This is a genomic window from Brucella cytisi, assembly GCF_038433355.1.
Lineage (GTDB): Bacteria > Pseudomonadota > Alphaproteobacteria > Rhizobiales > Rhizobiaceae > Brucella > Brucella cytisi.
Genome location: NZ_JBCAUP010000023.1, coordinates 82,734 through 95,755, shown reverse-complemented (window position 1 = coordinate 95,755; position 13,022 = coordinate 82,734). Strand labels below are relative to the sequence as shown.

The following is a 13,022-nucleotide window of genomic DNA, read 5'->3' as shown; positions in this document are numbered from 1 at the left end:
AGAGCCTGAATCATAATGAACGTAACGATATCAGGCTCTTGCGATCCTTCGGGTGAGGAAGCGGATATTTGCGATGTAGATCCACGCTTCAGAGGAAGCGATGGTTTTCTCGAAGTCCTTGGTCAGTCTGCGACACCGTCCCAGCCATGCAAATGTGCGTTCGACAACCCATCGACGCGGGAGTAGTTGGAAACCTTCAGCGCGATCAGACCGCTTGACGATTTCCAGTGTAAACCTCCCGACCTTTTCCAGCCTGCCTTTGAGCTTTGGTCCTGCGTATCCGCCGTCAGCAAAGATATGCCGCAACCACGGCCAACGTTTGAGAATGGTTTTCAAGACATCCGGCGCGCCGTCTCTGTCCTGAATGCCCGCAGAATGGATCACGAGACCAACCATCAGGCCGAGAGTATCAACCACAATATGACGTTTGCGACCGTTGATCTTCTTCCCCGCATCAAAACCTCGTATTCCGCCGCTTTCCGTGGTTTTCACCGACTGGCTATCGATCACACCAGCCGTGGGGCTGGGCTGCTTGTCGGCCTGTTCACGCGCAATCATCACAAGTGTGTTGTTGATGGTCCGCAGCATGCCATCATCTCTCCAGCGGTAGAAATATTTCTGCACCGTGGAGAATGGTGGGAATTCAGTAGGCAAAAGCCGCCACGCACCGCCCGAAGAAGCTATATAAAGAAGCGCGTTCACCACTTCTCGCAGGTTTGTCTTTCGAGGGCGACCGAGATGTCGTGGCAAAGGCATCAGCGGTTCGAGCACAGACCATTCCGCATCCGTTAAATCGCTTGCATAACGCGAATTGCGACGCTCATACTGTCGGCGAGCGGTTTCAGTCCAGGCCATCGTGATCTCCATCGTATGTCAGAAATCCGATTGAATCATAACCTGCTGAAATCGCTCAACCCTTTTTGGTACAGGCTCTCAAAGTCGATCGCATCTCCCTGGAAGTTTTTGATGTCCTTGTCGAGCGCGAGGGGAATCTTCGCGATGATCCCGTTTTCCATGTCGTTGTTTACGTGCAAGAGCATCGTCTATCCCCTCGTTGATAGGGCTTAGATAATAAGGCTCAACGAGTCGATTCAACCTGTCACTTCTTTCAGACACTTGTGGCCAAACGAAAAAAGGGCAGCCTGTGCTGCCCTCGAAAAATCAAAATTACTTCAATGCGTTACTTGTTCTTCTCGAGAAGAAGCTGAACCAGTTTCTGGTCGACGTCGCCGGTCGGCGTCTGGCCATTCGCCTTCTGGAAGGCAGCAATTGCAGCGCGGGTCTTGCCGCCCATCAAGCCATCGGCAGTGCCGACGTCGTAGCCGTTCTTCTGGAGAATTAGCTGGATGTTACGAACAGCCTTCTTCATATCCACCGAGCCGGTGGTGAGCGGTTTGCTCTCGGTCCAAGCATCCGGGACGTCGATGGAGTTGGTTGCCTGATCGAGCGGCTTGGCCTTCCAGAGCTTGACTAAATCCTTGGCGCGTTCAAGCTGTTCCGGTTTCAATGCCTTGGCAATCTGGTCGCGTTTGTCGGCAGCATCCTTGTCACCAGCATTGGCGGCAAGCGAGAACCATTTGTAGCTTTCTTCCAGATTGACCGGCATGCCCAGTCCCTTGGCCGCAAGGATTCCGAGATTGAACTGGCTGTCCTTCACGCCGAGTTCGGCGGCATCGGTGAACCAGCGCACGGCGGAAGCATTGTCAGGGTTGCCATTGGCGCCGGTTGCGAAAAGGACGGCGAGGTTGTGCATCGCGCTGGCGTTACCCTGCTGCGCTGAAAGCTGGTACCAGGTCTTGGCCTTTTCGAGATCGCGGGCCATGCCAAGGCCCTTCTCGTTGAAGTTGCCGAGACGATATTGCGCCGGGGCAAAGCCTTGACCTGCAGAAATCTCATACCATTTCGCCGCCTTGGCAAAGTCGGCGGCAACGCCGCGACCTTCCATGTAGCGATTGCCGACTTCGAAGAGGGCACGGGCGTCGCCTTTGGCTGCAGCCTCGCGAAGCGCTGTCGGACCGGCTTCTTCCGGTACAGATGGAATGGTGGCTTGGGGCTGTGCGGCAGGTTCGGTTGATGTAGCCGTTTCCGCAGGGGCTACCGGATGGGCGGCTGTTTCGGTTGCTACGGCAGGCTGTTCAATCTGTGTGGGGATTTCGACCGCTGCCTGCTGCTCGTTTACTCGTTCCGGGTTTTCTTCCTGCGCAATTTTCTCCGCGCCGGACTCAGCGATCGCGGGCGTGGTTTCTGCGGATTGTTCGAGGGCAGATGTGGTGTCCGACGCGATTTTTGCAGCGATTTCGTCGGCTGGCGCAGGTGTATTATCGGCGGCAGTTGTGTCGATCTGAGGCGGTGCCGTATCAAGTGCGGCTTCCACCGGCTCGTCGCGGTTGAGGAAAGCTGAGCCGATCTGCAGGCCAGCCATCGCGATCATCACAGCACCGATTGCCATCAGGATCGGCTTACGCTGGCGCTGGATCATGTCGCCGACTGATGACTTTTTCTTACCGGTGCGCTTGGTCGCGCCCTTCTGAAGCTGTTCGGATTCGGCGGCCGCAAGCTGGGCGGCACGCCGCGCTGCCGTGATGAAGTCTACCTTGCCGTTGGCGGCAAGGGCCAGATCGGCAGCGTCTTCGCGCTGGCGGCGTTCTTCGCGTACCCGCTTCATAATCGAATTGAGGTCCGGCATCCCTTCGCCCTGAGGGCGAGGGGATGGGGTCGCTTCCAGCTCCGGCTCTTCGCGTGTGATCGGCTCGATGGCCGCAAGATCGCTTTCGAAGGCTGGCGCATCAAGCGTCGCGTCAAAAGCGCTGGCTTCGAGCGTTTCGTCGTTCTTTCCGATGGATTTGTCGGCGCGGCGACCGCGTATAGCTTTCGCGAAACCGCCGAAGAGCGATGACTTCCCGGTCAAGGCACCTGCCTGCATATCGGCGGGACCGGCTTCACTCTGGACGGTTGCAAAAGCTGCTTCCGCTGCCGCTGCAGCGGGGGAACGCGGTGCCGACGGACGCGGCGATCCAGCGTTGGGGCTGGTGAAGGCCGGCTTTTCAGTGTCCGACGTGTCTGATTTGCCTGCCACGTCCTGCTCAAGCCTGGCCAGACGATCAACGATCTTGACCAATGTGTCGTGGACGGTCTCGAATGTCTTGCCGTTGCGCTCGTCGGAATTGCGCGCCAGGGCCTCGAGCGATTTCATGTCTTCAGCGAGTTGCCGGGCGATCACGCTGTCGCCATGTGATCCATGCTGCAGAACGCGCGCGACTGCACTTTCGGCAGCTTCGCGCGCTGCATCCAGTACTGTTTCGCGATTGGAGGCGATGGAACGCTCGATGGAATCGAGACGCGGCTTCAATTCTGCGATCTCGGCAACGGGCTGCGCAAGATGATGGGCGATATTCGCAATCTGATCTTCGAGGCTGCGGATTGCCTTCACATCCAGTCCAGGGCCGTCATAGGTCGGCGCCTGAAGGAGACCTAGTGAAATCTGCTGCGAAAGATCGTCGAGGCGGCCTTCCAGAGTGTGGATCGCGCTGTTGTCGACATGCTGCGTGGCATATTGCGCGTCGAGACGCTCGGTCAGTTCTGCAAAGCGGCGGTCGATTTTGTCCAGAACAGAAGGATGCGGCTCCTCTACCCGGCGCTCGGCAGCTTCGAGCTTCTCGCCGATGGCTTCAAGACGTGCCTCTACAGCGTGATAGTCGGACTGGTTCAGATTCTCCATGACCTTGCCAACCTGATTGGCAAGCAGGTTGATCTGGTGTGCGAGCTGGTCGATGACGCCTTCCGGTAGCGCTGAGCCGCTTGAAAGACCGTCGATGCGAGAGGAAAGTTCGCCGAGCTTGCGATAGAGCGTGTCGGAATTCTGCTGCGTTGCCGAAGTGGCGAGCTGTTCTGCGAGCTCTGCCAAACGGCTTTCGATACGCTCCAGTCGGCGCGCACTGTCCTGATCCGGGCGCTGGGCGCGGCTGGTGGCAATGATAGCGCGGCTGATTTCGTCCAGCCGCTCATCGATCTGCTGCAGACGGCTCTGATCGAGCGACGACGCGTGTTGTGGGCTGAGCGATTCCTCGATGGAATTCGCGAGCTGGCCGATGCGATCCTCGATTGCGCTCAGGCGGTTCGACTGGGGCAAAGTACCGATGGCGTCGCGCACCTGCTCAAGCCGCGAGCCGATCGCATCCAACGCCGGATCGACGGCATTGTGGCGTTGTTCGAAGGCCTCGAAACGCGCGTCGAAGCGATCCCAACGATTGTTGAGACGATGCAGTGTTTCTTCGCGCGCGAGGCTCTGGACGGTGCGATTGAGCTCTTCGAGCTGGCGGCGGAGCGCCTGTGCGTTTGCCTCACTGCTGCGTTCGGCGAGAAGGTGCACACTGTCGTTGATACGCTCAAAATCATCGCTCATCTGCTGTGAAAAGCCTTCTTCGCTTGCGGCGCGCTGAAGGCGGGTCATCTCGCGGCTGGCACGGCTGACCTCGGCGCTTGAGGCATAATGCGGCTGCGGCTCTTCATGGCTACCGCGCATCCGACGGAGATTTTCGGCAATCTCGGCGAGGCCGGTTACAGTCTCGTCCGGATGGCGAACTGGGTGACGTTCGGAACGCAGAATATCACGCACGTCCGGGGCGCTGTCGTGCTCCAGATCCATCAGGCGTTTCTCAAGGCTCGCCAGCGTGCGGTTAAGTTCTTCCATGGCAGGTGATGACGCTCGGCGCTCGCGGCGGGCATTCAAATCGTCGATAATTGATCGTGAACCTGACGCCATATCTGGATTTGCCATGATAAATTCACTTTTTCTAATGATAGAGGCCGCCGGGAGCAAATTTCACCAGCGCAACAGGCAAGAATTTGCTCTGCTTACATTTGTACAAACGTGGTAAATAACTCGTTAATATATGCGGCTAAGTGACTGCTTTCATGGATGCCGAATAGCATCCCATGGTTGAGCGGGCTGAATTCAGCGTGTCAAACGCGACCCGGCATGAAAAGCGGATCTATCGAATACGAAAGATGCGTGAACCGCGGCGGCAAATGTAAATCGAAGCTGCGGCACTGACAGCAATGTCAATGTGAGCTGTCATCAACAGTGGTTCCATCGCGCGATCGTGCGGTGACCGGGCGTTTCCGGGGGCGGAAACAGGGTAGAACATGAGTAAACAGACAAACGCGCCAAGGCTGGTCGCTGATATAGCGATTGCCGATCTGCTAACCGGCGCAAGCGGGCATATTCGAAAGGACAGCCATTCAGGCGGTCAACTATACCGGATTGGCGATTTAGCGGAGGAGTTCGACCTGACGTTGCGGGCCTTGCGCTTCTACGAAGACAAGGGGTTGCTCAATCCGCGCCGTGCGGGCGTGACGCGGCTTTATGATTATAATGATCATACGCGACTGCGTCTTATCCTGTTTGGACGTCGCATCGGCTTCACGTTGGGCGAGATGGGCCAGTTGATCAGCGTGTGGGAAAAAGGCATCGGCGACTCTGTCGAAGTCGAAAAGCTAAGCAAGCGTTTCAAGGAAAAACTGGTCGAGCTTGAGAAAAAAAAGGATGAGGTAAATCGGTCAGTTGAAGAGCTTCGGACCATCCTCGCGCGAATGGGTCGGTCACCGCTGTGATTGCAGGTGTATGAAGCTTGAAAATGTGGCTGCCCTTACCTGATTGATGAGCTAAACAAGGGCAGCTCATTCACTCATAATGAAAAATATATATAAAAAAATCAACGCCTTTAGAATGCAATTTAGACTTGGCGCCATACGGAGGATGACGGAACGACCTACCCTGTATCGGTATTATACAAGCCGTTTGCATTCTCCGTTTTTGCTCCGCATGCTGTGTTTGATCTGATCCACCAACACAGATGTTGCTTGCAGAGCGAGAACGGGTCGTATTTAGCAATAAGAAAAAGTTTTAAAACCTCCTGTTCGTTGAAAACAAAGCAGTCTTAACTGGATCTTAAAATAGCAACTTGCTGGGTAAGATTTCTCAATCTCCATTGTCTAATTTAACTAGCGCTAAAAATTGAAATGTAATTTTCGGATAACTGAATTATCCGCAAGGAAGCTTCCGGAAGGCTTCGTTCTGGGATTTCTGAAAATTTGTATCAACTTGTGTCTCGCCAAGGGCGCTCTGGGGCGACTTTGGACGATGAAACTACGGTTCACAATTATTCGCCGTCATCTTTTTAATTTGGTTATATGTGTGCATCCACGAATGTGCGGCCTCGGCCAGATCGAGGTCGGAGCGAACTCAGCCTAGCAGGTCCGAATGTTTCAGCCTGTTGCATGAAGTGTGCCGTGCAGTGGGAACCTCGACGCATCGACGGGGTTATTCCAGCCTTGCGACTGATGGCGCATCCAAGATGTGCCCAGAACGAACAGATGGAGCGCCGGTCTGATCCAATCAGATCGAACTCGCTCTGATGCGAAAGTGAGGCCGACAATGAAAAAAGCTCTTGTTCTAACCGTAGCGACGTTTCTCGCCAGCTCCGGTTTTGCGCTGGCGCAGGATCGAGTGCTTATCGAAGTGCCTCAGGCAGCACGCGATTATGTCATCGCAAATCCTTCGGACCCGGTCGTCATTGAGGGCGAAATCAGTGACGGTTATGTTCTCCCTGATGCAATCGCGGTTCATCCGATCCCCGACAATCCGGGTTTCGGTTACATCTATGTCAATGGTGAACCGGTGATCGTTTCCATGCAGAACCGTCAGGTTGTCTATTATACCGAAGGGCCGAATGCCGGCCCGCTGGTGCCGAATGAAGTCGTGACCTACATCGAAACCAATCCGGTTGATCCGGTCATCATCGAAGGAGATATAGCCGAAGGCATGGTCATCCCCGAGGATGTGCCGCTGGTGGCTGTTCCGGAGCAGCCGACTTATTCCTATGTTTATGTGGAAGATCGTCCGGCTCTGATCGATACGCAGACCCGCCGCGTTGTATGGGTCAAGTAAGCCTTCGAGGATCGATCAATAGTAGAAAGGCGGCAATTCTGCCGCCTTTCTCATGTCTCACATGTGGTCATCCGGTCCACGCAATCGGCGTGATTTTCACCGTTCAGGTCGCGTTACCGGTCAAAAATGACCGTTCACGAAGCCGCAAACTTGACCATAACACCACGCTGGCGAAAATATGCCTGCATGAGCTTCCTGCCGGAACGGTTGTTCTGCACCAGCTTGGCCGGATCGAACACAGCCTCTTTCAAGCCCGCGCGCTCAAGCGCTGCTTTCAGGGCGGCGATATGCAAATCGATGTCGACATTATCCGCCTGAAGCGATTCATAAATTCGGTCTGTCGCTTCCGCTACAGTAGGTTCGCTCACCCCTATACTCCTGTTGTTGCTTGCAGGCGCTTATCACACTTTCTTTTTGACCACTATCAAGATGAAAAGCGTCTTTACATGAACATTTCCCCGTCCCGCACGAACTTGTGTAATTTTTGACGTTTACGGAAACGTCAAAGTAGGTTAGCTTCGAGCCGAAATTGACTGGACGAGCGCGAATTCCGTGATGTGGTCAGTCAAAAAAGCGGCAAAAATGGCTGTTTTCGCAGGAAATCATCCCTTTTTGTTGCAACATGCGCGCTGTCACAACGTTTTGCTATAATGTGGCATGCAGGCATGAAACGCGGTTACGGGCTCGTTCCAGCCATCGCGGAACGGCTCAGGTGGTGAATTTGGAGGATTTCTATGCCGAGCTATCGCGCGCCAGTTGAGGATACGAATTTCGTTCTCAATGACGTTCTGAATTATCAGCGCTACAACAACCTGCCGGGCTTTGCCGACGCGTCGCCCGATGTCGTCGAGGCAATCCTGTCGGAAGGTGCGAAGCTCGCCGAGGGCACCCTGTTTCCGGTCAACCAGACTGCTGATCGCGAAGGCTGCAAGCGTCATTCGGACGGTTCGGTGACGACGCCGAAAGGCTACAAGCAGGCTTACGACCTTTATCGCGAAGGTGGCTGGCTCGGCCTCGCCGTGCCGGAACAATATGGCGGGCAGGGGCTTCCTTATCTGCTGCACACGGCTGTCGGCGAATATATGTCGTCTGCCAATATGGCGCTCACCATGTATCCGGGCCTGACACAGGGCGCGATTGCCGCGATCCTGACCCACGGCACCGATGAGCAGAAAGACACCTATCTGCCGAAGATGGTTGAAGGCACCTGGACCGGCACGATGAACCTGACCGAGCCGCATTGCGGTACCGATCTGGGCTTGCTGCGCACCAGCGCCGCGCCGCAAAAAGACGGTTCCTACAAGATTTCCGGCCAGAAGATTTTCATCTCGGCTGGCGAACACGACATGTCGGACAACATCATCCATCTGGTGCTGGCCCGTATCGACGGCGCGCCGGAAGGTGTGAAGGGCATTTCGCTGTTCATCGTGCCGAAGTTCATTCTCGATGAAAACGGCAATCCGGGCGAGCGTAACGGCGTGTCCTGCGGTTCCATCGAAGAAAAGATGGGCATTCACGGCAACTCCACCTGCGTCATGAATTATGACGAGGCAAAGGGTTTTCTGATCGGTGAAGCCCATAAGGGGCTGCGCGCCATGTTCACCATGATGAACGAAGCTCGTCTTGGTGTAGCTTTGCAGGGCCTTTCGATTGCCGAAACCGCTTACCAGAATGCTGCCATCTATGCGCGTGAGCGTATTCAGGGTCGCGCGCTTTCGGGTGCTGCTGCACCGGACAAGAAGGCCGACCCGATCATCGTGCATCCGGATATCCGCCGCAACCTCATGAATATCCGTGCTTTCAACGAAGCCGGTCGGGCGCTTATCCTCTGGACGGCACTCAACTCCGATATCGCCCATCGCGCAGGCGATGAAGCGGAACGTCAGGCAGCAGACGATCTCGTCGGGCTTCTGACGCCGGTTCTGAAAGGGGTTCTGACCGACAAGGGTTTTGAACACGCCGTCATGGCGCAGCAGGTCTTCGGTGGCCATGGCTATATCGAAGAACACGGCATGAGCCAGTATGTGCGCGATGCACGAATCGCCATGATTTATGAAGGTGCGAACGGCATTCAGGCGCTTGACCTCGTCGGCCGCAAGCTGGCGCTTAACGGTGGCCGCGCAATCACCGCGTTCTTCAAGGAAGTGGGTGATTTCTGCGAAGCCAACCGCGAAAATGAGAAGCTTTCCTTCTTCACGAAGCATCTGAAGAAGGGCCTCAACGATCTTCAAGCCGCCACCATGTGGCTGATGCAGAATGCGATGGCCAAGCCCGACAATGCCGGTGCTGCCTCCAACGACTATATGCATCTCTTCGGACTGGTGGCGCTCGGCTTCATGTGGGCGCGCATGGCCAAGATCGCGGAAGAAAAGCTTGGCAGTGGCGAAGGCAACAAGGTGTTCCTTGAAGCCAAGCTTGTTACCGCGCGCTATTATTTCGAGCGGATCATGCCGGAAAGCGCAGCACATCTCGCACGCATCCAGTCGGGCGCGGATTCGATGATGGCGCTCAACGCGGACACATTCTGAGTTAGGGATTGAGCTAAATTTCGAATTTAGCGGGAAGGAGTCAACATGGCTGAGGCTTATATTTACGATCACGTGCGCACACCGCGCGGACGTGGCAAGAAGGATGGCAGCCTGCACGAAGTGCCTGCCGTTCGTCTGGGCGCGAAGGTTCTGGAATCCCTGCGCGACCGCAACGGTATCGACACGGCAAAGGTCGATGACATTATTTTCGGCTGCGTCGATCCGGTCGGCGAGGCTGGTGCGGTCATCCCGCGTTCGTCGGCTTTTGAAGCCGGTTACGACTTCAAGGCGCCGGGCATCCAGATTTCGCGCTTCTGCGCTTCCGGCCTCGATGCGGTCAATCTGGCGGCAGCCAAGGTCGCCTTCGGTTCCGACGATCTGGTGATTGCAGGCGGCGTGGAAAGCATGTCGCGCGTCGGCATGGGCATGTCGGGCGGTGCCTGGTACATGGATCCATCGGTCGGCTTCCCCGGCTATTTCATGCCGCAAGGTGTTTCTGCCGATCTGATCGCCACGAAATACGGCTTCAGCCGCGATGACGTCGATGCCTATGCCGTCGAAAGCCAGAAGCGCGCTGCCAAGTCGTGGGAAAAGGGCTACTTCAAGAATTCGGTCATTTCGATCAAGGACCAGAATGGGCTGACCATTCTCGATCATGACGAGCACATGCGACCGACGACCGACATGCAGGCGCTGGGCCAGCTCAATCCATCTTTTGTGATGCCGGGCGAAATGGGTGGCTTCAATGCTGTCGGCATTCAGGCCCATCCGGAAATCGAAACCGTCAATCACGTCCACCATGCCGGTAACTCGTCGGGCATCGTGGATGGGGCGGCTGGCGTTCTGGTCGGCTCCAGGAAGGCTGGCAAGGCCTTCGACATCAAGCCGCGTGCGCGCATTCGTGCTTTCGCCAATATCGGCTCCGAACCGGCGCTCATGCTGACCGGCCCGGTCGATGTGACGGAAAAGCTTCTCAAGCAGGCGAAGATGAAAATCTCGGACATCGACCTGTTCGAGCTGAACGAAGCCTTCGCGGCGGTTGTTCTGCGCTACATGCAGGCCTTCGACATTTCGCACGACAAGATGAACGTCAATGGCGGCGCCATTGCCATGGGCCATCCGCTCGGTGCAACCGGTGCGATGATCCTCGGTACAGTGCTGGATGAACTGGAACGCCGCGATCTCAACACAGCGCTGGTGACATTGTGCATCGGTGCCGGCATGGGTACGGCAACAATCATCGAGCGCGTTTAAGGCGAGGGAGGTTTTACGAATGGCTTATGTAAATTTCAAAGTTGAAACCGACGCCGATGGCATTGCGCTCGTCACTTGGGACATGCCTGAAAAGTCGATGAACGTCTTCACCGTCGAGGCGATGCAGGAATTGAATTCCATCATCGACGCGGTGACTGCCGACGATAAGATCAAGGGCGTTGTTATTACGTCAGGTAAGGACAGCTTCTCTGGTGGCGCCGACCTGACCATGCTGGAAGGCATGTTCAAGGAGTTCCAGAAGCAAAAGGCCAAGGACCCGCAGGGCGCGGTCCAGACCTTGTTCGACAATGTCGGCAAGATGAGTGGTCTTTTCCGCAAGCTTGAAACCTGCGGCAAGCCTTGGGTTTCGGCTATTAACGGCACCTGTATGGGCGGCGCGTTCGAAATGTCGCTCGCCTGCCATGCGCGCGTGGCATCCGATGCGCCGGGCGTGAAAATGGCACTGCCGGAAGTCAAGGTCGGCCTGTTCCCGGGCGCTGGCGGCACGCAGCGCGTTCCGCGCCTTGCCAATCAGCAGGACGCGCTCCAGATGATGACGACCGGCTCCAGCTTGACTGCGCAGCGCGCCAAGGCAATGGGTCTCGTCACGGAGATTGCTCCGGCCAAGAAGCTGGTGGAAACCGCAAAGAAGCTCATCAAAGGCGGTCTCAAGCCGGTTCAGCCATGGGATGAAAAAGGCTTCAAGCTGCCGGGCGGCGCGATCTACTCGGCTGCCGGTGCGAACCTTTGGCCTGCCGCAACGGCAATCCTGCGTCGCGAAACCTCCGGTAATTATCCGGCAGCACTTGCTATCCTGAAGTCGGTTTATGAAGGCCTGCTGGTTCCATTCGATACCGGCCTCAAGATCGAGCAGCGCTATTTCACCGAAATTCTCCAGACGACCGAAGCGGGCATGATGATCCGTTCGCTCTTCGTGTCGCTGCAGGAACTGAACAAGGGCGCACGCCGTCCGGTCGATGAAAAGCCGACCAAGCTCAAGAAGATCGGTGTTATCGGCGCTGGCTTCATGGGTGCAGGCATCGCCTATGTGACGGCCAAGGCTGGCATCCCGGTTGTGCTGATCGACCGCGATCAGGAATCAGCCGATAAGGGCAAGGCGCACACGGCTGACCTTATCGCCAAGGAAATGCAGAAGGGCCGCGCCACGGAAGCCGACAAGGAAAAGCTCCTGTCGCTTATCACGGCAACGCCGGATTACGCGCTTCTCGAAGGTGCCGATCTGGTGATCGAAGCCGTGTTCGAGGACCGCGAAGTCAAGCGTGTCGCGACCGAGAAGGCCGAGGAAGTGCTCAAGACTTCCGCAGTCTTTGCTTCCAACACCTCGACCCTGCCGATCACTGGTCTTGCCAAAGTCTCAAAGCGTCCGAAGAACTTCATCGGCATTCACTTCTTCTCGCCTGTCGACAAGATGATGCTGGTGGAAGTGATCCTCGGCAAAAAGACCTCGGATAAGGCTCTGGCCGTCGCGCTCGATTATGTCCGCGCGATCAAGAAGACGCCGATTGTCGTCAACGATACGCGCGGCTTCTACGTCAATCGCTGTGTGCTGCGCTATATGTCGGAAGCCTACAACATGCTGGTTGAAGGCGTTCCGGCGGCCATGATCGAAAATGCCGCCCGTATGGCCGGTATGCCGGTTGGTCCGTTGGCGCTCAACGACGAAACGGCAATCGACCTGTCGCAGAAGATCCTCAAGGCAACCCTTGCCGATCTCGGTGAAAAGGCGGTCGATCCGCGCCATGTGGAACTGGTGGATCGTCTCGTCAACGAGTTCGATCGCAAGGGCCGCAAGAACGGCAACGGCTTCTACGATTATCCGGCGAAGCCTGCCAAGAAGCATCTGTGGCCGGGCCTCAAGGATCTCTATCCGCAGCAGAACCCGGACAAGATCGACGTGACGGAGCTGAAGGAACGTTTCCTCGTCACCATCGCTCTGGAAGCTGCCCGCGTGATGGAAGAAGGCATTGTCACCGATCCGCGTGAAGCCGATGTCGGCTCCATTCTTGCCTTTGGTTTCGCGCCTTATACCGGCGGTACGCTGTCCTATATCGACGGTATGGGTGCGAAGAAATTCGTCAAGCTTGCCAAGGAGTTGCAGAAGAAGTACGGCCAGCAGTTTAAGGCGCCGAAACTTCTGCTTGACATGGCCGAAAACGGTGAAAGCTTCTACCAGCGTTTCAACCCGTACAAGACGGAAGCAAAGAAGGCAGCGTAAGCTTAACCCTTCGCAAGATCATCAGGCGCGGCATGTTTCATGCCGCGCTTTTTGT

9 protein-coding genes are annotated in these 13,022 nt (G+C 56.2%); 5 read left to right on the top strand and 4 right to left on the bottom strand.

Annotated features, from left to right (window positions below; all coding sequences use genetic code 11):
* Positions 1-30: 30 nt before the first annotated feature.
* The 3 genes from AAE521_RS20030 to AAE521_RS20020 all read right to left on the bottom strand — a co-directional run bounded on the left by AAE521_RS20030 (position 31) and on the right by AAE521_RS20020 (position 4,777).
* Positions 31-855, bottom strand: a complete 825-nt coding sequence (locus AAE521_RS20030) for an IS5 family transposase (protein ID WP_342060385.1) — start codon at positions 853-855, stop codon at positions 31-33.
* Between the two features lie 35 nt (positions 856-890).
* Positions 891-1,040, bottom strand: a complete 150-nt coding sequence (locus tag AAE521_RS20025; RefSeq protein WP_342062228.1) for a hypothetical protein — start codon at positions 1,038-1,040, stop codon at positions 891-893.
* A 140-nt stretch (positions 1,041-1,180) separates the two neighbouring features.
* Positions 1,181-4,777, bottom strand: a complete 3,597-nt coding sequence (locus AAE521_RS20020; RefSeq protein ID WP_342062227.1) for a peptidoglycan-binding protein — start codon at positions 4,775-4,777, stop codon at positions 1,181-1,183.
* 368 nt (positions 4,778-5,145) lie between these two features.
* On the opposite strand from AAE521_RS20020, the gene AAE521_RS20015 reads away from it, so the two are divergent.
* On the top strand, positions 5,146-5,613 hold the full coding sequence (locus tag AAE521_RS20015) for a MerR family transcriptional regulator (RefSeq protein WP_071631206.1): 468 nt from the start codon (positions 5,146-5,148) through the stop codon (positions 5,611-5,613).
* Between the two features lie 823 nt (positions 5,614-6,436).
* The gene (locus AAE521_RS20010) at positions 6,437-6,949 is read left to right on the top strand and encodes a DUF1236 domain-containing protein (protein ID WP_071631207.1); all 513 of its coding nucleotides are present in this window, start codon (positions 6,437-6,439) and stop codon (positions 6,947-6,949) included.
* Between the two features lie 134 nt (positions 6,950-7,083).
* On the opposite strand, the gene AAE521_RS20005 is transcribed toward AAE521_RS20010, so the two are convergent.
* Positions 7,084-7,317 (bottom strand): hypothetical protein, encoded by a 234-nt coding sequence (locus AAE521_RS20005; RefSeq protein ID WP_036587606.1) that lies wholly within the window; start codon positions 7,315-7,317, stop codon positions 7,084-7,086.
* 366 nt (positions 7,318-7,683) lie between these two features.
* Here AAE521_RS20005 and AAE521_RS20000 point away from each other — a divergent pair, with 366 nt between their 5' ends.
* Genes AAE521_RS20000 through AAE521_RS19990 form a run of 3 tightly spaced genes read left to right on the top strand, consistent with a single transcriptional unit; the run spans position 7,684 to position 12,967 of the window.
* Positions 7,684-9,477, top strand: a complete 1,794-nt coding sequence (locus tag AAE521_RS20000; protein ID WP_342062226.1) for an acyl-CoA dehydrogenase C-terminal domain-containing protein — start codon at positions 7,684-7,686, stop codon at positions 9,475-9,477.
* 45 nt (positions 9,478-9,522) lie between these two features.
* Complete coding sequence (locus AAE521_RS19995) at positions 9,523-10,731, top strand: acetyl-CoA C-acetyltransferase (RefSeq protein WP_071631209.1); 1,209 nt, start codon at positions 9,523-9,525, stop codon at positions 10,729-10,731.
* A gap of 19 nt (positions 10,732-10,750) precedes the next feature.
* On the top strand, positions 10,751-12,967 hold the full coding sequence (locus AAE521_RS19990; RefSeq protein ID WP_071631210.1) for an FAD-dependent oxidoreductase: 2,217 nt from the start codon (positions 10,751-10,753) through the stop codon (positions 12,965-12,967).
* Positions 12,968-13,022: the final 55 nt, after the last annotated feature.